The organism is Dyella caseinilytica (genome assembly GCF_016865235.1).
GTDB classification, from domain to species: Bacteria; Pseudomonadota; Gammaproteobacteria; order Xanthomonadales; family Rhodanobacteraceae; genus Dyella_B; species Dyella_B caseinilytica.
Window position 1 is genome coordinate 2,501,262 of the sequence record NZ_CP064030.1, and the last position, 25,765, is coordinate 2,527,026.

General features: G+C 60.8%; 26 protein-coding genes. 9 read left to right on the forward strand and 17 right to left on the reverse strand.

The features are described from left to right. The first annotated feature begins 52 nt into the window (after positions 1-52). From scpB to arsC, 3 genes are read left to right on the forward strand one after another with little or no spacing between them, the layout of a single operon-like run. Positions 53-1,015 (forward strand): SMC-Scp complex subunit ScpB, encoded by a 963-nt coding sequence (gene scpB / locus ISN74_RS10800; RefSeq protein WP_188799320.1) that lies wholly within the window; start codon positions 53-55, stop codon positions 1,013-1,015. After that, positions 1,012-2,394 (forward strand): pseudouridine synthase, encoded by a 1,383-nt coding sequence (locus ISN74_RS10805; protein ID WP_188799321.1) that lies wholly within the window; start codon positions 1,012-1,014, stop codon positions 2,392-2,394. The genes scpB and ISN74_RS10805 overlap by 4 nt, the downstream gene beginning before the upstream one ends. 9 nt (positions 2,395-2,403) lie before the next feature. Further along, positions 2,404-2,751: an arsenate reductase (glutaredoxin) gene (arsC, locus tag ISN74_RS10810; RefSeq protein ID WP_188799322.1), complete on the forward strand. Its 348-nt coding sequence runs from the start codon at positions 2,404-2,406 to the stop codon at positions 2,749-2,751. Positions 2,752-2,831: 80 nt separating this feature from the next. Here the strand turns inward: arsC and ISN74_RS10815 are convergent, their stop codons facing one another. The 4 genes from ISN74_RS10815 to rlmE form a co-directional block, all read right to left on the reverse strand. Next, positions 2,832-3,272 carry a DUF1330 domain-containing protein gene (locus tag ISN74_RS10815; protein ID WP_188799323.1) on the reverse strand — a complete coding sequence of 147 codons (441 nt, stop codon included), beginning with the start codon at positions 3,270-3,272 and terminating at the stop codon, positions 2,832-2,834. After that, positions 3,272-3,886 (reverse strand): DUF2239 family protein, encoded by a 615-nt coding sequence (locus ISN74_RS10820; RefSeq protein WP_188799324.1) that lies wholly within the window; start codon positions 3,884-3,886, stop codon positions 3,272-3,274. The genes ISN74_RS10815 and ISN74_RS10820 overlap by 1 nt, the downstream gene beginning before the upstream one ends. A gap of 138 nt (positions 3,887-4,024) precedes the next feature. Next, on the reverse strand, positions 4,025-5,965 hold the full coding sequence (gene ftsH, locus ISN74_RS10825; protein ID WP_188799325.1) for an ATP-dependent zinc metalloprotease FtsH: 1,941 nt from the start codon (positions 5,963-5,965) through the stop codon (positions 4,025-4,027). Further along, the gene (gene rlmE / locus ISN74_RS10830; RefSeq protein ID WP_188799326.1) at positions 5,962-6,612 is read right to left on the reverse strand and encodes a 23S rRNA (uridine(2552)-2'-O)-methyltransferase RlmE; all 651 of its coding nucleotides are present in this window, start codon (positions 6,610-6,612) and stop codon (positions 5,962-5,964) included. Before rlmE ends, ftsH begins: the two co-directional genes overlap by 4 nt. Positions 6,613-6,687: 75 nt before the next feature. On the opposite strand from rlmE, the gene yhbY reads away from it, so the two are divergent. Both yhbY and ISN74_RS10840 read left to right on the forward strand, forming a co-directional pair. Continuing rightward, complete coding sequence (gene yhbY, locus ISN74_RS10835; RefSeq protein WP_188799327.1) at positions 6,688-6,984, forward strand: ribosome assembly RNA-binding protein YhbY; 297 nt, start codon at positions 6,688-6,690, stop codon at positions 6,982-6,984. A 9-nt stretch (positions 6,985-6,993) separates the two neighbouring features. Next, complete coding sequence (locus ISN74_RS10840) at positions 6,994-7,365, forward strand: Mth938-like domain-containing protein (protein ID WP_188799328.1); 372 nt, start codon at positions 6,994-6,996, stop codon at positions 7,363-7,365. A 36-nt stretch (positions 7,366-7,401) separates the two neighbouring features. On the opposite strand, the gene ISN74_RS10845 is transcribed toward ISN74_RS10840, so the two are convergent. The 4 genes from ISN74_RS10845 to surE all read right to left on the reverse strand — a co-directional run bounded on the left by ISN74_RS10845 (position 7,402) and on the right by surE (position 10,563). Continuing rightward, on the reverse strand, positions 7,402-8,277 hold the full coding sequence (locus ISN74_RS10845) for a peptidoglycan DD-metalloendopeptidase family protein (protein ID WP_229679155.1): 876 nt from the start codon (positions 8,275-8,277) through the stop codon (positions 7,402-7,404). 197 nt (positions 8,278-8,474) lie between these two features. After that, entirely contained in the window at positions 8,475-9,083 is a 609-nt protein-coding gene (locus ISN74_RS10850; RefSeq protein ID WP_188799329.1) for a YqaA family protein, read from the reverse strand. Next, a complete protein-coding gene (locus ISN74_RS10855) occupies positions 9,083-9,775 on the reverse strand; it encodes a protein-L-isoaspartate(D-aspartate) O-methyltransferase (RefSeq protein WP_425488838.1) in 693 nt (230 codons plus the stop codon). Before ISN74_RS10855 ends, ISN74_RS10850 begins: the two co-directional genes overlap by 1 nt. Beyond that, positions 9,772-10,563 (reverse strand): 5'/3'-nucleotidase SurE, encoded by a 792-nt coding sequence (gene surE / locus ISN74_RS10860; protein ID WP_188799616.1) that lies wholly within the window; start codon positions 10,561-10,563, stop codon positions 9,772-9,774. Before surE ends, ISN74_RS10855 begins: the two co-directional genes overlap by 4 nt. Before the next feature lie 168 nt (positions 10,564-10,731). On the opposite strand from surE, the gene ISN74_RS10865 reads away from it, so the two are divergent. Together ISN74_RS10865 and ISN74_RS10870 are read left to right on the forward strand one after the other, a co-directional pair. Beyond that, the gene (locus ISN74_RS10865; protein ID WP_188799330.1) at positions 10,732-11,283 is read left to right on the forward strand and encodes a Smr/MutS family protein; all 552 of its coding nucleotides are present in this window, start codon (positions 10,732-10,734) and stop codon (positions 11,281-11,283) included. A 132-nt stretch (positions 11,284-11,415) separates the two neighbouring features. Continuing rightward, positions 11,416-11,892 (forward strand): hypothetical protein, encoded by a 477-nt coding sequence (locus ISN74_RS10870; protein ID WP_188799331.1) that lies wholly within the window; start codon positions 11,416-11,418, stop codon positions 11,890-11,892. Positions 11,893-11,929: 37 nt separating this feature from the next. Here the strand turns inward: ISN74_RS10870 and truD are convergent, their stop codons facing one another. The 9 genes from truD to cyoA form a co-directional block, all read right to left on the reverse strand. Beyond that, positions 11,930-12,946 carry a tRNA pseudouridine(13) synthase TruD gene (gene truD, locus ISN74_RS10875; protein ID WP_188799332.1) on the reverse strand — a complete coding sequence of 339 codons (1,017 nt, stop codon included), beginning with the start codon at positions 12,944-12,946 and terminating at the stop codon, positions 11,930-11,932. 110 nt (positions 12,947-13,056) lie between these two features. Continuing rightward, complete coding sequence (gene ftsB / locus ISN74_RS10880) at positions 13,057-13,380, reverse strand: cell division protein FtsB (RefSeq protein ID WP_188799333.1); 324 nt, start codon at positions 13,378-13,380, stop codon at positions 13,057-13,059. Between the two features lie 4 nt (positions 13,381-13,384). After that, positions 13,385-14,683 (reverse strand): phosphopyruvate hydratase, encoded by a 1,299-nt coding sequence (gene eno, locus ISN74_RS10885; RefSeq protein ID WP_188799334.1) that lies wholly within the window; start codon positions 14,681-14,683, stop codon positions 13,385-13,387. Between the two features lie 60 nt (positions 14,684-14,743). Then, positions 14,744-15,577, reverse strand: coding sequence for a 3-deoxy-8-phosphooctulonate synthase (gene kdsA / locus ISN74_RS10890; RefSeq protein ID WP_188799335.1), 834 nt, complete (start codon positions 15,575-15,577; stop codon positions 14,744-14,746). After that, on the reverse strand, positions 15,574-17,244 hold the full coding sequence (gene pyrG / locus ISN74_RS10895; protein ID WP_188799336.1) for a CTP synthase: 1,671 nt from the start codon (positions 17,242-17,244) through the stop codon (positions 15,574-15,576). The genes kdsA and pyrG overlap by 4 nt, the downstream gene beginning before the upstream one ends. 200 nt (positions 17,245-17,444) lie before the next feature. Beyond that, positions 17,445-17,816: a cytochrome o ubiquinol oxidase subunit IV gene (gene cyoD / locus ISN74_RS10900; protein WP_188799337.1), complete on the reverse strand. Its 372-nt coding sequence runs from the start codon at positions 17,814-17,816 to the stop codon at positions 17,445-17,447. 1 nt (position 17,817) lies between these two features. After that, entirely contained in the window at positions 17,818-18,441 is a 624-nt protein-coding gene (cyoC, locus tag ISN74_RS10905; protein ID WP_188799338.1) for a cytochrome o ubiquinol oxidase subunit III, read from the reverse strand. A 3-nt stretch (positions 18,442-18,444) separates the two neighbouring features. Beyond that, complete coding sequence (gene cyoB / locus ISN74_RS10910) at positions 18,445-20,460, reverse strand: cytochrome o ubiquinol oxidase subunit I (protein WP_188799339.1); 2,016 nt, start codon at positions 20,458-20,460, stop codon at positions 18,445-18,447. A gap of 3 nt (positions 20,461-20,463) precedes the next feature. Further along, positions 20,464-21,390 carry a ubiquinol oxidase subunit II gene (gene cyoA / locus ISN74_RS10915; RefSeq protein WP_188799340.1) on the reverse strand — a complete coding sequence of 309 codons (927 nt, stop codon included), beginning with the start codon at positions 21,388-21,390 and terminating at the stop codon, positions 20,464-20,466. A 245-nt stretch (positions 21,391-21,635) separates the two neighbouring features. Here cyoA and ISN74_RS10920 point away from each other — a divergent pair, with 245 nt between their 5' ends. Next, positions 21,636-23,435 (forward strand): aminopeptidase P family protein, encoded by a 1,800-nt coding sequence (locus ISN74_RS10920; protein WP_188799341.1) that lies wholly within the window; start codon positions 21,636-21,638, stop codon positions 23,433-23,435. A gap of 222 nt (positions 23,436-23,657) precedes the next feature. Next, a complete protein-coding gene (parE, locus tag ISN74_RS10925; RefSeq protein WP_188799342.1) occupies positions 23,658-25,547 on the forward strand; it encodes a DNA topoisomerase IV subunit B in 1,890 nt (629 codons plus the stop codon). The last annotated feature ends 218 nt before the right edge of the window (positions 25,548-25,765 follow it).

A 25,765-nucleotide genomic window follows, 5' to 3' on the forward strand; every position in this document is an offset into this window, starting at 1 on the left:
GGTCGCTGAGACAAGGGCGCACCACCGTCATGGATACCTGAATCCTAAGACCATGCAGATCGAGCAACTCAAAGCGATTATCGAAGCCGCACTGCTTGCCGCCAGCCAGCCTATGACGGTGGCGCAACTGGGCGAACTGTTCGTCGAGGAAGATGAAGTCGACCGGACACACATCGCCATGGCACTGGAAATGCTGGTGGAAGACAGCCAGAACCGTGGTGTCGAGCTGAGGGAAGTCGGCTCCGGTTTCCGCTATCAGGTACGCCAGGATGTGCATCCGTGGGTATCACGCATGTGGTCGGAAAAGCCCAGCCGCTACTCGCGCGCCCTGCTGGAGACGCTGGCGTTGATCGCCTACCGTCAACCGATCACGCGTCCGGAAATTGAACAGATTCGCGGCGTGGTGGTCTCATCCAACATCGTCAAGACCCTGGAAGAACGCGAATGGGTTCGGGTAGTGGGACACCGCGACGTGCCGGGCAAGCCCGCCCTGTACGGCACCACGCGCAGCTTCCTGGACTATTTCAACCTCAAGTCGCTCGATGAGCTGCCGCCGCTCTCGGAAATCCGCGACATGGAAGACCCCCAGCTGCGGCTGGACAACGAGCCGTTCCCGCCGCGCGTCATCAAGGATCTGCCGATTGATCCGGACGCTGAAGCGGAGGATGAAGCGGCAGCAGGCGAACACGCCGAAGAAAAGCAAGCCGAAGACCAGGTACACGCTGAAGAAGCACACACTGGTGAAGCGGCAGCCCACGAAGACCAAGCCGACGAAGCGCCTGCTAACGAAGCGATCGTCCACGAAGAACCGGCAACTGAAACATCGGTTGCTGAGGAAACACACGAAGACCCTGCTCCGCAGCACCACGCGGACAGCCACGAATCCGAAAACACTGCATCCGCCATTGAAACGGATGCCGTCACAGAACCCCCTTCCACTGCCGACGAGGCAGCGGACCATGCGGACGCCGCTGAAAGCTCCGCTGAGCAAGACACCGAGGAGTACCGCGCATGAATGCGCCACAAAAATCCGTATTGAGCCTCAAGCGCTCCGCACCGCCTGAAAACGCCCCCCAGATCGAAGAACGCCTACACAAGGTGCTGGCCAACGCCGGTCTCGGCTCGCGACGCATGCTGGAGCAACGCATCCAGGCAGGCGATGTCGAAGTCAATGGCAGCGCCGCCAACATCGGCGCAAGCGTCCGTGCTGGCGACCGCGTCACGCTCGATGGCAAGCAGTTTGTTGTCGCCACCGACAATCGCGACGACGCCGAAGTGCTGGTCTACCACAAGCCCGAAGGCGTGGTGACTACACGCGAAGATCCCGAAGGCCGTCCCACCGTGTTCGAACAGCTGCCGCGACTGAAAGGCGCGCGCTGGGTCGCCGTAGGCCGCCTCGACATCAACACCACCGGCCTGCTGTTGCTGACCACCGATGGTGAACTCGCCAACGCGCTGATGCATCCGCGCAGCGGCCTGGAACGCGAATACCTTTGCCGCGTACACGGCGAAGTGCCCGATGAAATGATCGAGAAACTGAAAGCGGGCGTTGAGCTGGAAGACGGCCCTGCCCGCTTTGACGAAATCGCCATCATCAGCCGCGGCGGTAGCCATAGCTGGTTCCGCGTGGTGATCCGCGAAGGTCGCAATCGAGAAGTCCGCCGCCTGTGGGACTCGCAAGGTTTCCTGGTCAGCCGTCTCAAGCGCATCCGCTACGGCAACATAGAGCTGCCGCGCATGCTCCGCCGTGGCGACTGTGAAGCACTCAACGAAGACTTGGTGAAAGAACTACGCAAGGTCGCCGGCCTCGGCGCCCCGCAGCCAGTGCTCACGCTCAGCCCCGTGCTGCATCAGCGCCGCGCGCCGCGCAACGTCACCGAATACCGTCCTGAGAAAGGCGCCGGTACCGCATGGAGCGGCGGCTATCACGACGAAGCCCGCGAACTGCGTGCTTTCGATCGCATTCGCGAGGAGCCCGCACGCGGCAAGCAACAACGCCGTCGCAATCCGAATCGCGAAGTGAACGGCAATGTTGCCAAACCGGATCGCTCCACCAAGCCGCCACACAAGAAGAAGCGTGGTATTGGCCCGGGCCAAGAGCTGCCGCCGGCACGCACCTGGTTCGCAGGCGACAGCCGCGAGGGTGGTCGTAGTGGTGGCGGTGCCAATACCTCCAGCAATCGCCGTGGCAGTGGTGGTGGCACCGGCAGCGCAAACCCGTACGGCGGCTTCAACGCCGGTGGCAATGCCAAACGCAACAATCGCGGTGGTGGCCGTCCTGGCCAAGGTCAGGGGCAAGGTCAAGGCGGTCGTCCGCAAGGTCGTGGCAACCGCCCCCATGGACATGGCGGCGGCCGTTCCCCCGGTGGTGGCAATCGCTCTGGCAATCGCTAAACACCAGCGATGATCCGCATCTATCACAACAGCCGCTGCTCGAAATCGCGCAGCGCGTTGGCACTGTTGGAACAACATGGCAAGCCTTTCGAGGTGATCAACTACCTCGAAACGCCACCGAGTGCCGTCGAGCTGAAAACCTTGCTATGGCAGTTAGGTATTACGGCTCGCCAGCTACTACGCAGCGGCGAAGATATCTACAAAGCGCTGCATCTTGATGATTCATCGCTGGATGATGCGATGTTGATCGATGCCATGACGAAGCATCCGCGGCTCATTGAACGTCCGATTGTGGTGGCTGACGACAAAGCCATCATCGGACGTCCGCCGGAAGCGGTGCTGGAAATTCTCGCGTAGTCGATCCAACGCCTGATCCCCATTGCCTTATCGGTTGGGTTGAAAATTGCAACGGACGATCAGGCTCACCAGCCAGCAAGCTACACGCCCATATCGATTTCCGACAAAGGCAATAGCCGCGAATCTTCAAGCGCGGCTATCCGGTGCCCCATTCCGGCCAGATAAGCTTCGTGGCTGGCAAATGCCAGAAAGGATCCCGCACTGTGCTGCCGCACCAGCATTGCCATATCCCAGCGCTCGTTGGCTGGGCCGATCAGGAACGAACCGCCCTCACCGAGAAACATCACTTCACCACCTGATTCATACAGGTATGGCAAGGTGTGCTCGATATAGCGGTAAAAGGCGGCAGCGCCGCTGATCGGTACATCAGGCGACAGTTCCGGCGACAGTGAGTAATCGGCCGTTTTGCGAAAACGCAGCAGATTCAGCATCACCACCGGGCCTTGTACGCCGCGCATGACAAACGCGCGTCCGGATGCCTGCGTTGGCTCGAGATAGCGTGAACTAGAATCAGCCTGCATCACACCATCCCCTCTTTCGCATCATCACCATATGCCAGCCAGGCAGCATGTCTACGCACGTCGGCCGGCCATGCTGCGATCAGCTCGCGGAACGTCGCTTCATCGTTAGCAAACAAGGCGCGACTCGCTTCTTCAAAACCGGGCATATCGCCCGCCATCGCCGACATGAAGTGATAGGCGCGCTCCTGCCATACGCGCGACTTGTCGCGCTTGCTGTAGCGATGCCTCGCTTCCTCCACCAGTTTACGCAGGGCCACCGACGGCCCACCGGGTTGCGACGCAAGCCATTCCCAGTGTCGGGGCAGCAGAGTCACCTCCCGGGCGACAACGCCCAGCTTGGGCCGTCCCCGCCCCCGTGGCGCGTCTGGCGCCCCCGCCTGGCTTTCCTGGGTAACCGCCTTAGTCTGATAGCGAGCAAGAATGTCTTCGTCCGTACCGCGCGTGTCGACATCGATGGAACGGCCGGTGCTGTCGTCAAAGATCAGGATTGGCTTCATCCGATCGCGGTCTGCGGTCAACTTGACGGCCAGGGCCACTACGTGGAGCGGCCCGGACACGAGGCGACGATCGCCCTGGAAACTGGTGTAAGAGCAGGATGGATCGGGGCTGGTCATGGCGTATCCCTGTCAAGTCGACAAATAATACCCGGATAAAATTCATATGGCAATATTACCCGGATAAAATTTAGCCGCCGATCCGACAACAAAAAGGCCGCCCGAAGGCGGCCTTTTTTCCAGCAAGCCTGCTTGGGCTTAGATCCGGCTTTGCGTGGCCGGATCCCCGACCTTGGCTCCGGCATCCCCACGCGGCGGCGGAGGCGGCGGTACCGATGAGCCGGGCGACGATGTCTTGGACCAGTCAGCAGGCGGCCCTGGAATGCGGCCAGCCATGATGTCGTCGATCTGGCGAGCATCGATGGTTTCGTACTGCAGCAAGGCGTCGGACATCATGTGCAGCTTGTCGATGTTGTCCGTCAGGATTTCCTTGGTGCGGGCATAGGCGCGATCAAGGATCTCGCGCACCACTTCGTCGATCTTGCGCGCGGTTTCGTTGGACACGTTCTTGTGCTGCGTGACGGAACGGCCGAGAAACACCTCGTCCTCTTCCTCACCGTAGGTCACCGGACCGAGCTCATCGGACAGACCCCACTTGGTGGCCATGTTGCGAGCCATCTTGGTGGCGCGCTCGATGTCGTTGGACGCACCGGTGGTGACCTTGTCGGCACCAAAAATCAGCTCTTCCGCCACACGGCCACCGTACAACGAGCAAAGCTGCGATTCGATCGCAATTTTGTTCATGCTGTACTTATCGCCTTCCGGCAGGTACATGGTGACGCCCAACGCACGGCCACGCGGGATGATGGTGACCTTGTAGACCGGATCGTGCTCAGGCACCACGCGGCCGACGATGGCGTGACCGGCTTCGTGATAGGCGGTGAGCTTCTTCTCGTCTTCGCTCATCGCCATCGAGCGGCGCTCGGTACCCATCAGAATCTTGTCGCGAGCCTTGTCCATATGGCCCATCCGTACTTCGCGCGCGTTCTCGCGCGCAGCAAACAGTGCCGCCTCGTTGACGAGGTTGGCCAGATCCGCACCCGAGAAGCCCGGCGTACCGCGTGCAATCACCATGGGATCGACGTCGCTGGCAGTCGGCACCTTACGCAGGTGCACGCGCAGGATCTGCTCGCGCCCCTTCACGTCAGGCAAGCCAACCACGACTTGGCGGTCGAAACGGCCCGGACGCAGCAGCGCCGGATCGAGCACGTCTGGACGGTTGGTAGCGGCGATGACAATGATGCCTTCCGTGCCTTCGAAACCATCCATCTCGACCAGCAACTGGTTGAGCGTCTGCTCGCGTTCGTCATGTCCGCCGCCGAGGCCTGCGCCGCGATGACGACCGACTGCATCGATTTCGTCGATGAAGATGATGCACGGTGCGTGCTTCTTGGCTTGGTCGAACATGTCGCGCACGCGGGATGCGCCGACACCGACGAACATTTCCACGAAGTCCGAACCAGAGATCGAGAAGAACGGCACCTTGGCTTCGCCGGCGATCGCCTTGGCGAGCAAGGTCTTGCCGGTGCCAGGCGGGCCGACCATCAGCACGCCACGCGGAATCTTGCCGCCCAGACGCTGGAACTTGCCCGGATCGCGCAGGAACTCGACCAGTTCGCCGACTTCTTCCTTGGCTTCGTCGCAACCGGCGACATCGCTGAAATTCACCTTGACCTGATCCTCACCCTGCAGCTTGGCGCGCGAACGGCCGAAGCTCATCGCGCCGCGGCCACCACCGCCCTGCTGCATCTGGCGCATAAACCAGATGAACACGCCGACGATCAGGATCACCGGCAGCCAGTTGATAAGCAGGCCGATCAACGAAAAACCGGTGCCGGAATCCTGGGTCACCGTGACGTTTTTATCCTGCATCTGCTTGACCACCGAATTGGTGGAGAAGCCGAGCACCGGTGCAACGGTACGGTAGTTGCTGCCATCCTTCAGCTTGCCGCTGATGGTGGCGGGGTTTTCGGCGCTGATGGTGGCGGTGGCGACGTTGCCGCTATCCACGCTTTGCACGAAGCTGCTGTAAGGCAGGTCCGAAGAGGCGCCACCGTGCTGGTTGAAGCTCTGGAAGACGGTGATCAAAATCACCGCGATGATCAACCAGAGCCCCAGGGTTTTCCATGTCTCGTTCATGCGCGGTTCTCGCCAGTTTGCCGGCCAGCCGGTTTGAACCCGGTAGCCAGCGCATATACCTCTCGCGAACGCGCGCGGGAGGCCTTAGGTTTACGCATACTTACGCGTGTAAATTCCGTGCGCAAGCCACGTAGGTAATCGTCGAAGCCTGTTCCCTGGAACAACTTGATTAAAAACGCTCCGCCCGGTTTGAGCCAGTGCCTTGAGAAATCAAGCGCCAGTTCGGCCAGATCCATCGCCCGGATCTGGTCGGCCAGTGCCACACCACTCATATTGGGGGCCATGTCCGACAGCACAAGATCGAGCTTCTTTCCATCCAGTCGCGATTCCAACTCCCGCAAGACGCTTTCTTCACGAAAATCGCCCTGCAGGAAATCGACCCCGCCAATACCTTGCATAGGCAGGATATCCAGCGCTACCACCGTACCACTATCGCCCAGCCGCTGCCGGACCAATTGCGACCAGCCACCCGGCGCAGCCCCTAGATCGACCACGCGCATGGCGGGCTTTAGCAAGTTGTCGCGTTCGATCAGCTCTTCCAGCTTGAAGACGGCACGCGAACGCAGGCCCTCGGCTTGGGCTTTCTTTACGTAAGGGTCGTCAAAATGCTCCCGCAGCCAGCGGGAACTGCTCTTGCTGCGAGGCATGGTGGCAACGGCCGGGAACAGGGGTGTCCATGATACCCTTTACGGTCATCCTGCCGCGAATCTGAAACTGAACACATGGCCATTTCCCCGTCGCAACGGCGCTATATGCGCAGCCTCGCCCACGACCTTCACCCAGTGATCCTGCTGGGCGCCAAGGGCGCGACCGAAGCCGTGGTGAAGGAACTCGACCTGGCGCTGTCGCATCACGAGCTGGTGAAGGTGAAACTTTCCGGTGGCGACAAGAAAGAGCGTGAAGCGCAGATCAGTACCTTGATCGATGGCACCGGGGCTGAAAACGTGCAACAGATTGGTCATATCGTGGTGCTGTTCCGGCGCAACGAAGACGATCCTCGTCTGGCATTGCCGCGCTGAGGAATTGCCATGGATTTGTCGCTGGACCGGCCGGGTGACTTTCTTTTCGTACGCCGAGTCACTCCCCATGCCGTCACCGTGGTGGATCGCGAACTGACCGCCAGCTTCCTGCTGGCGCCCGAGCGTGCCGTGGAACAGTGGCCGGTTACCAATGCTGCGCATCTGGACGAAAGCCACGTCGAAGGCATCCTGGAATTGAAACCCGAGGTCGTGCTACTGGGCACGGGCAACCGGCAACAGTTTCCTCCGGCGGCCTTCATGGCGGGTTTCCTGCGCCGGGGCATCGGCATTGAAGTGATGGACAACGCTGCCGCCGCACGCACCTACGGCTTGCTTGCTGGCGAAGGTCGACGCGTCGTCGCCGCATTTATCCTGCCGTAGTCATTAGGGCCCGGCCTCGGGCCCTCGCCTCTTTCATCAACGCGACGGCAGGTAATCGAGCGGATCCACGGGACTACCGTCCTTGCGGATCTGGAACTGCAATTCATCGCGCGCGCTGCCGCTCGAACCCATCTCGGCAATTTGCTGGCCTGCCTTCACCTGTTGTCCTTCGGTCACCAGGCGTTTGCGGTTGTGACCGTAAGCGGACAGGAAACTGTCGTTGTGCTTGATGATGATCAGCTCGCCATAGCCAACCAGGCCATTGCCGCTGTACACCACCACACCATCGGCCGCCGCGACCACTGGATCACCTTCCTTGCCCGCGATGTCGACGCCAGGAATCGCTGCGCTGGCCTGGAAACGACCCACCACAGAACCGGATGCCGGCCAGCGCCATTTCACACCGCCAGCTGTGCGCGTACCGCCAGCAGCCACGATAGGTGTTGCCGCTGCAGCCACTACCGGTGCAGCCGGCGGTGGCGTAGAAACACCAGCGACCGGCACCACCGTGGTGGTGGTCGCCGCCGACGGCGGACCGGGCGGCGGAGGCGTGGTCACTGGCGCAGTTTGCACAGTCTGGAACACGGGCGCCGGAGCGCCAGCAGGCGGCGGGGGTGGCGCGGGCGGCGGTGCTTTGGCGATCACCACCACCGGCGGCGCATGTCCAGGAGCCGGGCCACCATTCCCAGGCAGTTTCAGCACTTGCCCCGGCCAGATGGTGTACGGTGGGGCGACCCCGTTTAGCTGGGCGACCTCACGAAAATCCGTGCCGTTGCGGAACGCAATCGAATAAAGCGTATCGCCCTTGACGACGGTGTAGGTGCCGGGCGCATTACCGGCTTGTATCGGCCGCACGATGGCTTGCCCGCCTGGGGGCTGCTGGACCACAACCGTGCGAGCACAACCGGTCATGAGAATCGCTATCGTGATAAGTGCAGACCATCGCATCAATCCATTCATGCGAGGCAGCATAACGGGGTCGTACAGAGTTTTCATGCGGCCTGATCGTAAAAGATGGTAGGCCGTTAATGGGTCGCTCGGAAAACTCATATGCGTTTTTTCCAACCCCCACCTTGCCCAGTGAAGCATGCCTGGAAAACCTGGGTGCGCTAGTGCTTGAGAACCCACCATCCAGCCAGCACGGCAAGCACCACCAGAGCAGCCCAGCCAATCCACTCGATGTGCTTGTGCAGGATGCGTTCGGCACGTTCGCCGAATAGACGGATCAGCAACGCCAGCAGCCATACCCGCTTGCCGCGGCCAAGCAGTATGCAGACGAGGAAGGGAATGATGGGCACGCCGACGATACCTGCCGCCCAGGTGACGAACTTCATCGGCACCACCGGTTGCAGTGCAGCTAACATCAGCACTAGCAGCAATTCCAGCCAATGTTGATTCATCTGCGTGCGCAGGTTTTCCACGCCGGTCTGGATCGGATCATAGAGATGCAGCGACTGCAGCAACGGAGTCAGCGCATGGAAAGCCCAGTGCCCCAGCGAGTAACCGACGATTGAGCCCAGCAGCGAGAACAGCAGGCTGATGTTGGCGTAGAAAAAGGCTTTATGTCGCTTGCCGAGCATCATCGGCGCCAGCATCACTTCCGGCATGATCGGAAAGATGAAGGCTTCGACGAAGCTCAATCCGCACAGGTAATAGATCGCCCTGGAATCGCGCGCCCAGACCAGAACGCGCGCATATAACTTTCCGAACAGACGCATCAGCCGATGCCGCCCAGCAAGGGTACGAAACTCACCGCGGCCAATTCTTCCTGCACAAAATCTCCTTTGCCATCGCCGCGCATGCGGATCAGTGTTTGGCTACTGGGGGAGCCGACCGGCGCGACCAACACGCCATCGGGACTCAGTTGATCAAGTACCTGGGTAGGAATGGCGTCACCAGCGGCAGTCAGCATGATGGCGTCGAACGGCGCCTCCGCCGCCCAGCCAAGCTTGCCGTCATCGTGACGCGAGCGGATGTTCTCGATGCCCAGCTGGCGAAAGCGCCGACGCGCCTGGCGCAGCAGCTCTTCGATGCGCTCCACGGTAAAGACCTGTGGTACCAGGTTGGCGAGCACCACCGCCTGATAACCCGAGCCAGTGCCGATCTCCAACACTTTCTGCGGACGACCGGATTTTGCTTCAAAAGGCTCCAGCAATGCCTCGGTCATGCGCGCTACCACCCACGGCTGGGAGATAGTCTGGCCGTGGCCAATGGGCAACGCTGTGTTTTCATAAGCGCGCGAATGCATGGCCTGATCGATAAAGTGGTGACGCGGAAGATTGCGCATCACATCGATCACACGCTGATTGCGGATGCCTTCTTCCTTCAACTTGGCAACAAGACGATCGCGTGCGCGCTGCGAGGTCATGCCCTCGCCTTTCAATGCCGATGGCGGCAACGGATGCATCATGCTGCTTTACCGTCCGCTTTATCAGTCATGCCTTGAGTCAACGTCTGCACCCAGCTGCTTACCTTTTCCAGTGCCTGGAAGCGGGTGAGATCCACATGGATGGGCGTCACGGAAACGTAGCCGCGCTGCACGGCGTGGAAATCGGTGCCAGGGCCGGCATCGTCCACGTCGCCGGCCGGACCAATCCACCAGATGGTCTTGCCGCGCGGATCGGACTGCTTGATACACGGCGCGGAACGATGACGTTTGCCCAGCCGGGTGACTTCAAAACCCTTGATCTCTTCCCAGGGCAGATCCGGCACATTGACGTTGAGGATGGTGTCGGCCGGCAGCGGATCGACCAGCAGGCGCCCCATCAACAGCAGTACGGCCTTGGCTGCCGAATCGTAATGTTCGCCCTTGTGATCCTTGCTGACCAGCGACACGGCAATGGCGGGCAAGCCGAGAAAGCGCCCTTCCATCGCGGCGGAAACCGTGCCGGAATAAATCACGTCGTCGCCGAGGTTGGCGGAATTGTTGATGCCTGAAACGACGATGTCCGGCTCTTCCTCCAGCATGCCGGCCAGCGCCAAATGTACGCAGTCAGTCGGCGTGCCGGCGACACGGTAATAACCGTTTTCCATACGCAAGGCACGAATGGGCGCGTCGAGCGTGAGTGAATTGCTGGCGCCGGAGCGGTCCCGATCCGGGGCCACCACCGTTACCTCACCGACCGCGCCAAGGCGCTCGGCGAGCACGCGGATACCCGGGGCATCCACGCCATCGTCGTTGCTGACAAGAACTCGCATCATGATCCGTTCAAAACCAATTGCCAGCGTGCGGCCCGCAGGTGGCCAAGCACACTCCCTGGATCTTGGAGTCTAACCGAGCAGACCGCCGGTTTCACGGCCGCTCATCTATCCGTCCTATTCGCAAGATCCTCGCCGGCACCATCCGTCATTCGCTACGATCGCCGCATGAAGCGCCGCACGCCCACCACCGTCAATGAAGAGGACAGCCAGCTGTTTCGCGAGGCGATCGGCGAAGTAAGAAAATTTGATCCTGTCGCACCGGCTCCTGCGATGCCCAAGCCCGAACCCCGTCCACGCATGTTCGAAGCAGATGAAGCCGCGGTGCCGGGAGAATTGCTCGACATGGCCTTCGATCCGGCCTTGATGGAAGTCGGCGAGGAGCTGAGTTACCTGCGCGATGGCTATCCACCCAAGCTGCTACGCCAGCTCAAGCGCGGCCAGTACAGCGTGCAGGATGAGATTGACCTGCATCAGATGAATGCCGCGGCGGCGCAAGCAACGATCTCGGCTTTTCTTGCAGAGGCTGCCGACCATGGATTCCGCTGCGTACGCATCGTGCACGGAAAAGGGCTGCGTTCAAAGGCGGGCGGCCCGGTGCTGAAGATGCTGACGGATCGCCTGCTGCGCCGCCGTGACGATGTCGTTGCCTTCGCTTCTGCGCGTCCCATGCAGGGTGGCACGGGTGCGGTGGTCGTACTTTTGAAGTCCAGAGCCTAATTAATAGCTCGCGATGCCAATTTGCAGGCGACCCCGAATGCCTGACGAACACCGCGAGCTTGTAGCAAAACCATTCAGTACAGCCATTGCATGATCGAAGGTGAAAAGCAACCGTTGATCATAGGGGGATCTATGGATAGCAGGATCACAGCTACGTTGTTTACGGCGGCTCTGGCGCTCACGACTCAGATCGCAGCCCAACAAGCCACTCAGCCAACTGCATGGCATGACGGTTCGCCCACCTTCCTGGCGGCGAATAAGCCGGCGAAGGCTCCCTTCCCTACTTGGTATCTGGCTGCGCCATCCGCAAACGTTAGCGGACCTGCGCCAACCATCGCTGGCAGGCCGCTCGTCGACGACACTGCAGCCATTCCGTTCCAGGCGGATGCATGGAGAAGCAGTCGCCTACCTAATCGCGACAGCATCCAGCTCGCCAATTCATTCAGGACGGAGCCTTTAACGACGACGCTCACTAAGCGTCTTCTTTATGTGACTACGCCTTTCTGGCTACCGCATAGCCGTCCATTTCCCAACAGCAGCAACCTGGCTGCCAACAATGCGCCAATCAACAACAGTGCCAGTCTGACCTGGTCAGCGTTTAAAGAATAACGACCTGTTTTGCCGACGCGTGGCCAGGCGTGGAAGCTCAGGCGATCAATTCGCGTACCACCACCGTGGCATAAGCTCCCGCCGGCAATTCGAAACTGAGTTCGAGCGTTTCATTATCCAGCCAGCGCCAACGCAGTTCCTTGGGCAGCAAACGCAGCGGACGGCGTTCCTGGTCCATCCGTGCAGCGGCAAGACCTTCGGCCAGATCGCTGGACGCGGCGGCAATCGCCCGCTCCAGTTCGCCAGCCTCGGCTTGCGTCGGCGGCTCACCCTGCCCCCACAACGGACCCGACGGATGAATGTCGCCTTGCGCCAAACGCGTGGCAAGCGTGTCATCGAATGGCTCCGGTCCGAACCAGGAACGTGAGCCGGCCAGTGACCAGATCTCGCCATCCAACGGTTTGCTCCAGGCATCACGCTCGACACGTGCAGCCAGCACACTATTGAAGATGTGTGAGCGCGCCGCTGAAAGCAGGATGGAACGCTTCTCGCGATCCACGCGACGGCCCGAGAACATCGCTCTAGCCTGCGCCACGTTGCCGCCTTCGCGTCCGAAACGTTGTTCGCCGAAGTAATTGGGCACGCCATGCAAGGCTATCGCCCTCAGGACCTCCTCCGCACGCTCACGATCACCCTGTACATCACGCAGGACCAACACAAAGCGATTGCCGCGCAAGGCACCGCGCTTGAGTTTGCGCTTGTGTCGGGTGCTCGCCAGCACTTTCACATCGTCATGTGGAAATGCAGACCAATCCGGATCGGGTTTGCCTGCAAGCTGCACTGTAAAGGCCTGCCGCGTCACCGCGTGACGATCCTTCAGACCCGCAAAACCCACATTGACAGAAGATACCTCCGCAAACTTCGCTAGCTCGCGCGCGACCCAGTCCGTATTCGCGCCACGCTTTTCCACCCACAGCAAGGCGTGCTCGCCCTCGCCATCGGCGTCGTAACCGAGAATTTCATCGACGCGGAAATCTTCCGGCGCACGGCGCAATTCGGCGGTCAGCGGTGAAGCGCCGTAGGCCTTGGGAAGTTCGAACTCGGTTGACGCCATGAGTGTTCAATACCCTTGAAGCTGGAGTCGCATAGGTTAGGTCACTCCGGACTTGATCCGAGGGTAGCCCAACTGCCTACGGACCTCCGCCGGCATGGCGGCTTGGCCATTTAATTACTGCTGGTACTCGAAGACGCCGGGTCGGCCGCACTGGATCCAGACTTCGGCACCACCTGATAGAAGGTTTCGCCAGGCTTGATCAGCCCCAGTTCGGCACGCGCGCGCGCCTCGACAGCCTGCTCACCGTGCTTGAGGTCGCTTACGTCCGCGGCCAGCGCCTGATTGCGCTGGGTAAGCTTGTCGTTTTCGTCACCCTGCTTCTTGACGGCCGCACGCAGGCCGGCCACCTCGGACATGCCGCCATGATCGGACCACAGTTTGAACTGCAATCCGATCAACAGCAGTAGCAGGACCAAGGCGACCCAGCGCAACATGATCTCAACCAGGCAGGTGAGTCAGGTTCGGAAAGGCGTTGCGGCCTGCGTAACGCGCTGCAGAACCCAACTGTTCCTCAATGCGCAGCAGCTGGTTGTACTTGGCAACGCGGTCGGTACGGCACAACGAACCGGTCTTGATCTGGGTTGCCGTGGTCGCGACAGCGATGTCGGAAATCGTGGTGTCTTCGGTTTCACCCGAGCGATGCGACACGATTGCAGCGTACTTGGCGGCGTCGGCCATGGCGATGGCTTCCAGCGTTTCTGACAACGTACCGATCTGGTTCACCTTGATCAGAATGGCGTTGGCGATCTTCTTGTCGATGGCCTCGCGGAAGATCTTCGGATTGGTCACGAAGATATCGTCGCCGACCAGCTGCACCTTATTGCCAATCTTGTCGGTGAGCAGCTTCCAGCCGTCCCAGTCGCCTTCGGCCATACCGTCTTCGATGGTGACGATCGGGTACTGCTGCGCCCAACTGGCCAGCAAGTCGACGAACTGGTCCGGTGCATAGACTTTGCCTTCGCCTTCCAGGTCGTACTTGCCGTCCTTGAAGAATTCGGAGCTGGCGACATCCAGACCAAGCAGGATCTCGCTACCGATCTTGTAGCCGCTCTTGTTCACGGCTTCGAGAATGGTGTCGAGCGCTTCAACATTGGAGCGCAGGTTCGGTGCAAAACCGCCTTCATCGCCTACAGCGGTGTTGAGACCTTTGCCCTTGAGCACGCTCTTGAGCGTGTGGAAGATTTCAGTGCCGGCGCGGAGCGCTTCGGAGAAGCTCGGCAGGCCAACCGGCAGAATCATAAATTCCTGCACGTCGACGTTGTTGTCGGCATGCGCACCACCGTTGATGATGTTCATCATCGGCACCGGAAGCGCACCGGGCTTACCGTTGGAGAGGTATTTCCACAGCGGTTCACGGCGCGAGGCAGCGACAGCGTGTGCCGCGGCCATCGAAACACCCAGGATGGCATTGGCGCCAAGACGACCTTTGTTCGGCGTGCCATCGAGCTGGATCAGCTTTTCATCGAGGCCGGCCTGATTGACAGCATCGAAACCCTTCAGCTCCTGGAAGATCTGGCCATTGACGTTGGCCACCGCATTCTTCACACCCTTGCCTTGGTAACGCGACTTGTCACCATCGCGCAATTCCACCGCTTCACGCGTACCCGTGGACGCGCCGCTCGGCACCGCTGCGCGGCCGAAGGCACCATCGGCCAGCGTTACTTCTGCTTCGAGCGTGGGATTGCCGCGGGAATCGAGAATTTCACGGGCATGGATGCGGGTGATTTGGGTGCTCATGGCCAATCCAGTTCAAGGGGTGAAAGAAGGGGGGTGCTGCGCGACACGCGCGCAGCAAGGTCAAACAGACTGCTCGAGGAAACCGTGGCGCTTGGTCACGGCATCCAACTCCAGCAGAGTGTGCAGCAAGGCTTCCATCTTGCCGAGCGGCCACGCATTCGGTCCATCACTGAGTGCCTTGCATGGATCCGGATGGGTTTCCGCGAACAGGCCGGCGATACCCACGGCCACGGCAGCACGTGCCAGCACAGGCACGAACTCGCGCTGACCACCCGAACTGGTTCCCTGTCCACCCGGCAGTTGCACGGAGTGAGTGGCGTCGAACACCACCGGGCAGCCGGTTTCACGCATCACACTCAACGAGCGCATATCGGAGACGAGGTTGTTGTAGCCGAAGCTGGCGCCGCGTTCACAGACCATGATGTCGTCATTGCCGACATCCTTGGCCTTGGCGACCACGTTCTTCATGTCCCAAGGCGCGAGGAACTGGCCTTTCTTGATATTCACCGGCTTGCCGGCCCTCGCCACCTTCTGGATGAAATCGGTCTGGCGACAGAGGAACGCCGGCGTCTGCAGCACATCCACAACCGCGGCGACTTCGTTCATGGGCGTGTATTCGTGCACGTCGGTCAGCACGGGCACGCCAAGCTGGCGCTTTACTTCGGACAGGATCCGCAGCCCCTCTTCCATGCCCAGACCGCGGAAGCTGCCGCCTGAAGAGCGGTTGGCCTTGTCGAAGCTGGACTTGAAGATGAAAGGAATGCCCAGCTTGCCGGTGATTTCCTTGAGCGTACCGGCGGTGTCGATCTGAAGCTGTTCGGATTCCACCACACAGGGACCGGCGATCAGGAACAGCGGCTTGTCCAGACCGACTTCGAAACCGCACAACTTCATGCGACAGACTCCTTGGCTAGCTTCTGGCCGTCACGCACGGCCTTGAACTCGCGTGCAGCACGCACGAAGCCGATGAACAGCGGATGGCCATCGCGCGGCGTGGAGGTGAATTCCGGATGCGCCTGGCAGCCCAGGAACCACGGGTGCTGCTGCAGCGGCAATTCGACGATTTCCACCAGCAGATCGTCCATCGACTTACCGGAGATCACCATGCCCAGATCTTCGAAGGGCTGGCGATAGCGGTTATTGAATTCGTAGCGATGGCGATGACGCTCGCGCACCACGTCCTGACCATAGAGCTGGCGTGCCAGGGTGCCGGCCTTGAGGCGGCATTCCTGCGCGCCCAGGCGCATGGTGCCGCCCAGGTCGGAGCGCTCGGTGCGCTGCTCAACTTCGCCGGACGAGGTGGTCCACTCCGTGATCAGCGCAATCACCGGGTTGGGCGTGTGGCGATCGTTTTCGCTGGAGTCGGCATCAGGCAAGCCCGCCACGTTACGGGCGAAATCCACCACCGCCGCGTGCATGCCGTAGCAAATGCCAAAGTACGGCACGCCATGCTCGCGGGCGTATTTGGCCGCCAGCACCTTGCCCTCGAAACCACGCTTACCAAAACCGCCTGGCACCAAGATCGCATCCGCGCCGCCCAGCACCTTGGCAGCACCTTCGGCCTCGATCTGCTCGGAATCGATCCATTGCAGGTTGACGCGCGTCAGCTGCTTGATGCCGCCATGGCGCAAGGCCTCGCCCAGGGACTTGTAGGCGTCCTTGTGTTCGACGTACTTACCGACGATGGCGACGGTGATCTCATCCTTGGGATGCTCTACCGCCTCGACCGTGCGCTGCCATCCGGACAGGTCGGCCGGCTTGGCGTCCAGGCCCATCTTCTTGACGACGATGTCGTCCAGGCCCTGCTGGTGCAGCCACAACGGCTGCTTGTAGATGATGTCCACATCGGCCGCGCTGATCACGGCCTGTTCGGGCACGTTGGTGAACAAGGCGATCTTGCGACGCTCGCCGTCCGGCAGCGGCTGCTCGCAACGGCACAGCAGGATGTCTGGCTGGATACCGATGGAGCGCAGTTCCTTGACCGAATGCTGGGTCGGCTTGGTTTTGATCTCGCCAGCGGCCTTGATGTATGGCACCAGGGTCAGGTGCATGAACAGGCATTTCTCCGGGCCATGCTCGATACGCAGCTGGCGGATCGCCTCCAGGAAGGGCTGGGACTCGATATCGCCCACCGTGCCGCCGATCTCGACCAGGGCCACGTCGAAGCCGCGGGTGGCCTCGTGGATGCAGTGCTTGATCTCGTCGGTGATGTGCGGGATGACCTGAACGGTCGCGCCCAGGTAGTCGCCGCGGCGCTCCTTGCGGATTACCGATTCATAGATCTTGCCGGTCGTGATGGAGTTCTTGCCGGTCAGGCGGGTATGGACGAACCGCTCGTAATGGCCCAGGTCCAGGTCGGTTTCCGCGCCGTCGTCGGTCACATAGACCTCGCCGTGCTGGAAGGGACTCATCGTGCCCGGATCCACATTGATGTAGGGATCGAGCTTCATCATGGTGACCGAGAGGCCACGCGCCTCAAGAATGGACGCAAGCGAGGCCGCTGCGATGCCCTTGCCAAGCGAGGACACCACACCGCCAGTGACGAAAATCAGGGGGGTCATGGAAGGCAGCCAGTGCTGGAAATCGGCATTTTAGCGGCAGATGGCTTCTGCTGCGAGATGATTATGCCGAACGGAGCTGAAAAAAATTCAGCTGCGGCTGCCTGGAGGCGAACGGACGACCGAAGCAAGGTCCGTGGCGGAGCGCCCCGGAGGAGCCCGCTCCCGCCCGGTTGTGCGGGCGGGAGCGTAAAACAAGCGTTTCAGCCAATGCTTGAGGACGTGGACTGCATCACCGGCTGCATCATGTGCACGTTCATGTTGTGCATCACCCAGACGGAACCAACCACCACGATGGCGATGATCAACAGCGAGAACACGCCGATCGACAGGTTGTCACGCTGTTCCGGGGCGGTACCCATGTGCAGGAAGAACACCAACTGCACCAACAGCTGAATAACGCAGAACACCACAATGCCCGGCACCACCAAATGCTGCGGCACCGCGCCGCTCATTACGCAGCCGAACGAGAGCAGCGTGAGGATCAGCGACAGGGCAAAGCCGACCGTGTAGGACTTCAGGCTGCCATGTGCATTGGACTTGTGGGCGTCAGAGTGACCATGCTGGCTCGACATCTCAGAGCACTCCCATCAGATAAACAAAGCTGAACACGCAGATCCACACCAGATCCAGGAAATGCCAGAACAGGCTCAGGCACGACAGGCGACGCTCCACCGCGTCGTTGAGCCCGAACTTGCCCACCATATGCATCATTACCGCCAGCCAGATCAGGCCGCAGGTGACGTGCAGGCCGTGCGTGCCGACCAGCCCAAAGTAGGCCGAAAGGAAGGCGCTATGGGAGGGACCTGCGTTCTCGACCGTAATCAGGTGATGGAATTCGTAGACTTCCATGCCCACGAAGCCCGCGCCGAACAGGAAAGTCACAAACAACCAGACGATCACCTTGTTACGGTGACCGGCATGCATATTCAGCATCGCCAAGCCGAAGGTGAAACTGCTGATCAACAGCAGCATGGTTTCACCAAACACGTACTTGAGATCGAACAGTTCCTTGGCCGTGGGGCCACCGGCAGTAGCATGACCCAGCACAGCGAAGGTAGCGAACAGGCCTGAGAAGATCAGGCAGTCGCTCATCAGGTAGATCCAGAAACCCAGCAGGGTCTTGGAGCCGTCGTCGTGATGCTCATGAGCGCCGCCGTGTGCAACGGCGCCATGGTTAGCGGTGATAGCGGTACTCATGGATTAAGCCACCTTCTGGCCGGCCGATGCCGGATCCACGTTTTCGATCAGCTTGTGCAGCGGCACCAGGCGTGCGCGTTCGATCTTCTCGACTTCGGCGCCGGACACGTAGTAGTCCACATCCGTGTCGTAGACGCGGGTGATAAACGTGCCAATCATGCCAACCAGGCCAGCGATGGCGAGCCACCAGATGTGCCACACCATGGCGAAACCCAGCACCGTACCGAACGCAGCCATGATCAAACCTACGCCGGTGTTGCGCGGCATATGGATGTCATCGTAGTGCGCGTGCTGCGGGTAGGCGCGCTTGTGTTCCTTGTCGGCCCAGAACTGATCCAGTTCTTCCACCTGCGGCAGCACAGCGAAGTTGTAGAACGGTGCCGGCGAGCTGGTGGCCCACTCCAGCGTGCGGCCGCCCCACGGATCGCCCGTGAGATCGCGGTTCGACGCGCGATTGCGGATGCTCACCACGAACTGCAGCAACATGAAGCCAATGCCCAGCGCGATGATACCGGCACCACAGGCGGCCACGATCAGGTAGGGCTGCCAAGCCGGGTTTGCATAGTGGTTCATGCGGCGCGTCATGCCCATCAGGCCCAACACGTACAGCGGCATGAAGGCCATGTAGAAGCCCACCACCCAGCACCAGAACGAAGCCTTGCCCCAGCGCTCCTCCAGCTTGAAACCGAAAGCCTTCGGGAACCAGTAGTTGATCGCCGCGAAGCAGCCGAACAACACGCCGCCGATGATCACGTTATGGAAGTGCGCGATCAGGAACAGACTGTTGTGCAGCACGAAGTCGGCGCCCGGCACCGCCATCAGCACGCCGGTCATGCCGCCGATGGTGAAGGTCACCATGAAGGCTACTGTCCACATCATCGGCAAGGTGAAGCGGATGCGGCCGCGGTACATCGTGAACAACCAGTTGAACAGCTTCACGCCGGTCGGCACCGAGATGATCATCGTGGTGATGCCGAAGAAGGCATTCACGTCGGCGCCCGAGCCCATGGTGAAGAAATGGTGCAGCCACACGAGGAAGGACAGCAGGCCGATGCACACGGTGGCGTACACCATCGACTTGTAGCCGAACAACGGCTTGCCGGAGAAGGTGGAAACGACCTCCGAGAACACGCCGAAGCACGGCAGGATCAGGATGTACACCTCGGGGTGGCCCCAGATCCAGATCAGGTTGATGTACAGCATGGCGTTGCCGCCAAGCTCATTGGTGAAGAAGTGCATATCCAGGTAGCGATCAGCCGCCAGCAATGCCAGCGCAACCGTCAACACCGGGAATGCCGCCACGATCAGGATGTTGGTGACCAGCGCCGTCCAGGTGAACACCGGCATCTGCATCAGCTTCATACCCGGCGTGCGCATACGCAGGATGGTCACGATGAAGTTGATGCCGCTCAGCGTTGTACCAAGGCCTGATAGCTGCAAGGCCCATATGTAGTAATCCACGCCCACCGTAGGACTGAATTTCAGCTCCGACAGCGGCGGGTACGCCAGCCAGCCGGTGGCTGCGAAATCGCCCACGAACATCGACAGCATGACCAGCACCACGCCCGAAGCGGTGAGCCAGTAGCTGAGCGAGTTCAGGAATGGATACGCCACGTCGCGCGCACCAATCTGCAGCGGCACGACCAGGTTCATCAGGCCCACCACGAACGGCATGGCCACGAAGAAGATCATGATCACGCCGTGGGCGGTGAAGATCTGGTCGTAGTGATGCGGCGGCAGATAGCCGGCTGCATCCGCCGAGGCGATGGCCTGCTGGGCGCGCATCATGATGGCGTCGGCGAAGCCGCGCAGCAGCATCACCAGCGCGAGGATGATGTACATGATGCCGATGCGCTTGTGGTCCACCGTGGTGAACCACTCGCTCCACAGATAACCCCACTTGCGCTGGTAAGTGAGCCAGCCAAGCAGCGTCGCGCCGGCCAAGGACACCATCAACAGGGTGCCCATGATGATCGGCTCATGGAAAGGAATGGCCGATAGAGAAAGTTTTCCGAACATGGCCTACTCCGAAGCCTTGGCGTGGTCGTTATGCGAAGGGATGGCGCTGGCTTGCGCAGGCTCGGAGCCGATCTTGTCCATCTTCATGTCGCCCATGTACTGGGCGATGATGCTGTTGAACAGGCCCGGCCTGACGTGGGTGTAGTACGTCACCGGCACCTTCTCGCTCGGCTGCACCAGCGCGTGATAGGTCTGGTCGTCAAGCGTGAGCTGGCTGGTCTTGGCCTTGTTGATCCAATCCTGGAAGCCCTGCTCCGACGTCGCGATCGCGGTGAAATGCATGTCGGAGAAGCCCGCACCACTGTAATTGCTGGACAGGCCCGCATAGTTGCCAGGCTCGTTCGCAATCAGGTGCAGCTTCGTTTCCATGCCCGCCATGGCGTAGATCTGGCTACCCAACTGTGGAATGAAGAAGGCGTTCATCACCGAATCGGACGTGATCTCGAAGTCCACCGGCACGTTGGCCGGGAACGCAAGCTCATTAACGCTCGCCACGCCATAGTCCGGATAGATGAAGACCCATTTCCAGTCCACTGAAACAGCCTGGATGGTGATCGGCTTGGCTTCGTGCGCCAGCGGCTTGTACGGATCCAGAGCGTGCGTGGTGCGCCAGGTGATCGTCGCCAGGATCGCGATAATGATGCACGGGACGGTCCACACCACCACCTCGATCGCAGTCGAGTGCGACCACTTCGGCGCGTAGGTAGCTTTGGTATTGGAAGCGCGATAGCGCCAAGCAAAGATCAGAGTCATCGCGATGACAGGGATCACAACCAGCAACATCAGGCCGGTGGCGATCAGGATCAACGATTTCTCTTGCATGCCCACATCACCCTTGGGTGACAGGACTTCCAGATTGCAGCCGCTGAGAAATACGACCAAGCCTGCGCACGACCAGCGCAAGGTGGAGACGAGGGAACGCTTGTTCACGAACGACTCTTATCAAGAAGGCAAATTGGGATTTGTCGTGGGGACGACTTCACAAGGATATCGCGCCGCAGCAAGTCGTGACTAGCCCGAGGCAGAATGTCGCGGCTGTCATGGCCGCGTCATATGCCGCGCTTGACATCGAACGTCGACTTCGTTCTGGAACGAAAAGTGTTCGAGAGTGAGAACGCAACACGTTGAATTTCCGCTCGCGCGTAGCCCGCGCCGAGTGCTGCTACCATGCATCAATGAGCCCGTCTATCCCTGCCCGCATTGCCGCCCTGCGTGAGGCGATGAGCCGTCACGGCATCGCCGCCTGCCTCGTTCCCACTGCCGATCCGCATCTTTCCGAGTACCTGCCCGCTCATTGGCAGGCACGCCAGTGGCTCTCCGGCTTCGATGGCTCGGCCGGCACGCTGCTAGTCACCGCGACCGAAGCGGGGCTATGGACCGATTCGCGCTACTTCTCGCAAGCGGAGGCGCAACTGGCCGGCAGCGGTATCGCCTTGATGAAGCAGCGGATTGCGCATGCGCCGGAGCATCTGATCTGGCTGCAGCAACATCTACACCAGGGCGACGTCATCGCCATCGCGGGCGACAGCGTGTCAGTGGCGACGCAGCGACAGATCGAGCGCCAGCTTGGCAGCGCCGGCATCGCGCTGCGCGTGGATCTGGATCTGCCAGGCATGATCTGGCCCGAACGCCCTGCCCTGCCTAAGGCTCCAGTGGTCGAACACCCGTTGAATTACGCCGGCACCTCGCGCGCCGAAAAATTCGACAAGCTGCGTCATGCCATGCGCAAGCAACACGCCTCACACCATTTAGTGTCCAGCCTCGACGATATCGCCTGGCTCACCAACCTTCGTGGCAGCGACGTGGAATGCAATCCTGTATTCCTCGCCCACCTGCTGGTTGGCGCGTCGGGCACCTCGACGCTGTTCGTTGACCGCGCCAAGCTCAGTGACACCCTCGTTGCCGCGCTCGCCGAGGATGGTATTCGTGTGGCCGCGTACAGCACGCTCAACGATGCGCTAGGGGAGCTTGGCGCTACGGATACGCTGCTGTTCGATCCGGGTCGCGTGGTCAGCGCGGTTCTGCAATCCGTCAAGCCCGACGTGAAGCGCATCGAAGGCACCAATCCTTCGACTGTCTTCAAGGCATGTAAGACCAAGACCGAACTGGAACACATTCGCGAAGTGATGCGCCGCGACGGCGCTGCCCTGGTGCGCGCCTTCCGTCGGCTGGAGGAACGCCTCACTGCCGGCATGGCGCAAACCGAGCTGGACGTGGATACGCTGCTGCGAGAGGAGCGCTCAGCCCAACCGAATTTCGTTGGCGAAAGTTTCGCCACCATCGCCGGCTACATGGAAAACGGCGCCCTGCCGCACTACCGCGCAACACCAGAATCGCACAATACCTTGCAACGCCACGGCCTGCTGCTGATCGATTCAGGCGGCCAGTACCTTGGCGGTACCACTGACATCACTCGCGTACTCGCGCTGGGTCCAACCACCACAGAGCAACGACGCGACGCCACCCTGGTGATGAAGGGCATGATCGCGCTGTCGCGTGCCCGCTTCCCGAAAGGTGCAAGCGGCCCGCAACTCGACGCTCTGGCTCGTGCGCCATTGTGGGCGGCCGGCATGGATTACGGGCATGGCACCGGCCACGGCGTGGGCTACTTCCTTAATGTGCACGAAGGTCCGCAAGGCATCCGTCCGCCGGTGGCCGGCGGGGCGCTGGTAGCGCTGGAGCCAGGCATGATCAGCTCGATCGAACCTGGTTTATATAAGCCTGCGCGCCACGGCATCCGGCATGAAAACCTGGCCGTGGTGACCGAGGCTGACGAGACTGAGTTTGGCGAATTCTACGCTTTCGAAACCCTCACCCTGTGTCCGTTCGATCGCCGCGCCCTGGAGCCAAGCCTGCTCAACCCGGAAGAACGAGCGTGGCTGGACGATTACCACGCCTCCGTGCGTGCGGCGCTTGCGCCGCTGCTGGAGGATGCGGATCTGGCGTGGCTCGAAAAACACTGTACGCCGCTCTAGCTTTTGCGCCCTCTTGCCATGGCAGGAGGAAATCGGGAGGAAGTCGTGCGAGCTTGCTGCAAGAGTGGACGACTTCACCCCACCCCACACCAACTCTCCCTGCTGCAACCCGAAGGTAGTCCCTGCGGGAACACCTAAGGGAGGGGACAAAGAGCGCAAACCCTTGACCTTCCCCTTTCATCAACCCATTCTCCCGCGCCTAACTCCTTCGCCGATTCCCGCATGAGCAGTCGCTACAACGCCGCCGATATCGAAGTCCTCTCCGGCCTTGACCCCGTCAAGCGCCGCCCTGGCATGTACACCGACACCACGCGCCCGAACCATCTGGCGCAGGAAGTGATCGACAACTCGGTCGACGAAGCGCTGGCTGGCCACGCCAAGTCGATCGAAGTGATCGTGCATACCGATGGCTCGGTGGAAGTGACCGATGACGGCCGCGGCATGCCGGTGGACATCCACCCGGAAGAAGGTATTCCCGGCGTTGAACTGATCCTCACGCGCCTGCATGCAGGCGGCAAATTCTCCGGCAAGAACTACAACTTCTCCGGTGGTCTGCACGGCGTGGGCGTGTCGGTGGTGAATGCGTTGTCGAACAAGGTGGAAGTGACCATCCGCCGCGATGGCAACGAATACCGCATGACGTTCGCCAACGGTGACCGCATCAGCCCACTGGAAACCATCGGCACGGTACCGAAGAAGAAAACCGGCACCACAGTGCGCTTCTGGGCCGACCCGAAGTATTTCGATACGCCCAAGATCTCCCTCTCCAAGCTCAAGCACTTGCTGCGCGCGAAAGCGGTGCTGTGCGCCGGGCTCAACGTCAAGCTCACGGACGAAGCCACCGGCGAAGTCAGCGAGTGGTACTACGAGGACGGTCTGCGCGATTACCTGCGTGGCGAGCTTGATGGCGCCGAATGCCTGCCTGCCGACTTGTTCGTGCACCACATCGCACGCGACACGGAGGGCCTGGATGTCGCCCTCACCTGGCTGCCCGAAGGCGAACTGGTGCAGGAAAGCTATGTCAACCTGATTCCCACCGTGCAAGGCGGCACACACGTCAACGGCCTGCGCACCGGCCTCACCAACGCCGTACGCGAATTCTGCGATATCCGTAACCTTCTGCCGCGCGGCGTGAAGCTGGCGCCGGAAGATGTGTGGGAGCGTCTGGCCTTCGTGCTATCGGCCAAGCTGCAAGATCCACAGTTCGCCGGCCAGACCAAGGAACGCCTTTCCTCGCGCAACGCCGCCGCATTGGTGGAAAGCGTGGTGCACGATGCTTTCAGCCTTTGGCTCAATCAGCACGTCGATCTCGGCGAGCGCATTGCACAGCTGGCGATCGAGCGCGCCAGCGCGCGCCTCAAGGCGGCCAAGCAGGTCGTACGCAAGAAGATCACGCAAGGCCCCGCCCTGCCCGGCAAATTGGCCGATTGCACCGCTACCGATCTCACCCGCACTGAATTGTTCTTGGTGGAAGGCGACTCGGCCGGCGGCAGCGCCAAGCAGGCGCGAGACAAGGATTTCCAGGCGATCCTGCCGCTGCGCGGCAAGATCCTCAACACGTGGGAAGTCGAGTCCACCTCGGTACTCGCCTCCGAAGAAGTGCACAACCTCGCCATAGCGATCGGTTGCGATCCGGGTAAGGATGATCTCAGTGGCTTGCGCTACGGCAAGGTGGTCATCCTCGCCGATGCCGACTCCGACGGCCTGCACATCGCTACCCTGCTCAGCGCGTTGTTCCTGCGCCACTTCCCGGCACTGGTGCGCGAAGGCCACATATTCGTGGCGATGCCGCCGCTGTTCCGCGTCGACGTGGGCAAGCAGGTGTTCTATTGCCTGGACGAAAACGAAAAGGCCGCCATGCTTCAGCGCATCGAGCGCGAAAAGATAAAAGGCCAGATCACGGTCACGCGCTTCAAGGGCCTGGGCGAAATGAACCCGTCGCAGCTGCGCGAATCCACCATCTACCCCGACACGCGTCGCCTGGTGCAGCTCACCGTGGACGACAGCGAAGGCACGACCAAGCTGATGGACATGCTGCTCGCCAAGAAGCGCGCCAGCGACCGCAAGCATTGGCTGGAAGAAAAAGGCGACCTCTCCACGCTGGAAGTCTGAGCCGATTTACAGCCATTGCCTTCACCACGTGTGGGCAATGGCTAGTCGGCGTTACCGACCTACTATCTAGGTTCACGCCGACTTGAGCGGCGTTTTTTGTATCCATGGATGGAAACGTTCGGTCGTGCCGTGATCGGCTATGCGCAGAGTTTCTTCGGCGGACAGTTCCTGCCGGTGGGAACGATTTCCAATGCCATATCTTCCCAGTAGCGCCGTAT

Excerpts from the sequence above, each read along its gene's own strand:
- scpB (WP_188799320.1), top strand. The coding sequence starts at position 53 with ATGCAGATCGAGCAACTCAAAGCGATTATCGAAGCCGCACTGCTTGCC.
- ISN74_RS10805 (WP_188799321.1), top strand. The coding sequence starts at position 1,012 with ATGAATGCGCCACAAAAATCCGTATTGAGCCTCAAGCGCTCCGCACCG.
- arsC (WP_188799322.1), top strand. The coding sequence starts at position 2,404 with ATGATCCGCATCTATCACAACAGCCGCTGCTCGAAATCGCGCAGCGCG.
- ISN74_RS10815 (WP_188799323.1), bottom strand. The coding sequence starts at position 3,272 with ATGCAGGCTGATTCTAGTTCACGCTATCTCGAGCCAACGCAGGCATCC.
- ISN74_RS10820 (WP_188799324.1), bottom strand. The coding sequence starts at position 3,886 with ATGACCAGCCCCGATCCATCCTGCTCTTACACCAGTTTCCAGGGCGAT.
- ftsH (WP_188799325.1), bottom strand. The coding sequence starts at position 5,965 with ATGAACGAGACATGGAAAACCCTGGGGCTCTGGTTGATCATCGCGGTG.
- rlmE (WP_188799326.1), bottom strand. The coding sequence starts at position 6,612 with ATGCCTCGCAGCAAGAGCAGTTCCCGCTGGCTGCGGGAGCATTTTGAC.
- yhbY (WP_188799327.1), top strand. The coding sequence starts at position 6,688 with ATGGCCATTTCCCCGTCGCAACGGCGCTATATGCGCAGCCTCGCCCAC.
- ISN74_RS10840 (WP_188799328.1), top strand. The coding sequence starts at position 6,994 with ATGGATTTGTCGCTGGACCGGCCGGGTGACTTTCTTTTCGTACGCCGA.
- ISN74_RS10845 (WP_229679155.1), bottom strand. The coding sequence starts at position 8,277 with ATGACCGGTTGTGCTCGCACGGTTGTGGTCCAGCAGCCCCCAGGCGGG.
- ISN74_RS10850 (WP_188799329.1), bottom strand. The coding sequence starts at position 9,083 with ATGCGTCTGTTCGGAAAGTTATATGCGCGCGTTCTGGTCTGGGCGCGC.
- ISN74_RS10855 (WP_425488838.1), bottom strand. The coding sequence starts at position 9,775 with ATGATGCATCCGTTGCCGCCATCGGCATTGAAAGGCGAGGGCATGACC.
- surE (WP_188799616.1), bottom strand. The coding sequence starts at position 10,563 with ATGCGAGTTCTTGTCAGCAACGACGATGGCGTGGATGCCCCGGGTATC.
- ISN74_RS10865 (WP_188799330.1), top strand. The coding sequence starts at position 10,732 with ATGAAGCGCCGCACGCCCACCACCGTCAATGAAGAGGACAGCCAGCTG.
- ISN74_RS10870 (WP_188799331.1), top strand. The coding sequence starts at position 11,416 with ATGGATAGCAGGATCACAGCTACGTTGTTTACGGCGGCTCTGGCGCTC.
- truD (WP_188799332.1), bottom strand. The coding sequence starts at position 12,946 with ATGGCGTCAACCGAGTTCGAACTTCCCAAGGCCTACGGCGCTTCACCG.
- ftsB (WP_188799333.1), bottom strand. The coding sequence starts at position 13,380 with ATGTTGCGCTGGGTCGCCTTGGTCCTGCTACTGCTGTTGATCGGATTG.
- eno (WP_188799334.1), bottom strand. The coding sequence starts at position 14,683 with ATGAGCACCCAAATCACCCGCATCCATGCCCGTGAAATTCTCGATTCC.
- kdsA (WP_188799335.1), bottom strand. The coding sequence starts at position 15,577 with ATGAAGTTGTGCGGTTTCGAAGTCGGTCTGGACAAGCCGCTGTTCCTG.
- pyrG (WP_188799336.1), bottom strand. The coding sequence starts at position 17,244 with ATGACCCCCCTGATTTTCGTCACTGGCGGTGTGGTGTCCTCGCTTGGC.
- cyoD (WP_188799337.1), bottom strand. The coding sequence starts at position 17,816 with ATGTCGAGCCAGCATGGTCACTCTGACGCCCACAAGTCCAATGCACAT.
- cyoC (WP_188799338.1), bottom strand. The coding sequence starts at position 18,441 with ATGAGTACCGCTATCACCGCTAACCATGGCGCCGTTGCACACGGCGGC.
- cyoB (WP_188799339.1), bottom strand. The coding sequence starts at position 20,460 with ATGTTCGGAAAACTTTCTCTATCGGCCATTCCTTTCCATGAGCCGATC.
- ISN74_RS10920 (WP_188799341.1), top strand. The coding sequence starts at position 21,636 with ATGAGCCCGTCTATCCCTGCCCGCATTGCCGCCCTGCGTGAGGCGATG.
- parE (WP_188799342.1), top strand. The coding sequence starts at position 23,658 with ATGAGCAGTCGCTACAACGCCGCCGATATCGAAGTCCTCTCCGGCCTT.